Origin of the sequence: Pseudomonas tremae (genome assembly GCF_001401155.1) — a bacterium.
GTDB lineage: Bacteria > Pseudomonadota > Gammaproteobacteria > Pseudomonadales > Pseudomonadaceae > Aquipseudomonas > Aquipseudomonas tremae.
Map to the genome: position 1 here is coordinate 1 of NZ_LJRO01000417.1, position 473 is coordinate 473.

Consider the following 473-nt stretch of genomic DNA (forward strand, 5'->3'; position numbering starts at 1 on the left):
GTTGAGAGACGCGAGAGTCACTGTTCACTTCAATTCGGTCAAGCGCTAAAGGATGACCTGCGTCAAGTGCAGCGCTTTAAATGGCTGAGTGTCGCTTTCGAGTCATGGATAAGGGGGGCAGGCTCAGCGGGCAATGAATGCCGGATTCTCGATCAGCAGCGCCATACCCTGCCCGCCGCCTACGCAGGCGGCGGCAATCCCGTAGCGCAGGTTTTTTTCGCGCAATTGCCGCGCCAGAGTCATGACCAGACGCAATCCGGTGGCAGCCAGCGGGTGGCCCAGGCCCAGTGAACCGCCCAGACAGTTGAGTCGTTCGTTGTCCAGTTCCAGCGTTTGTGTCACCGCCAGCATCTGGGCCGCCTGCGCTTCGTTTATTTCCAGCCGGCCAATGTCGCTCAGCGCCAGCCCGCTGCGCTGCGCTGCAATAACAGCTGGATGGCAGGCGTCGGGCCAATGCCCATGAACTCCGGAGC

Annotated in this window: 1 pseudogene; it reads right to left on the reverse strand. The window is 60.9% G+C overall.

Going from position 1 to position 473, the window contains the following annotated elements:
- Nucleotides 1-123: 123 nt before the first annotated feature.
- Nucleotides 124-473: pseudogene (locus tag ALO43_RS22820) on the reverse strand (acetyl-CoA C-acyltransferase); the annotation flags it as partial.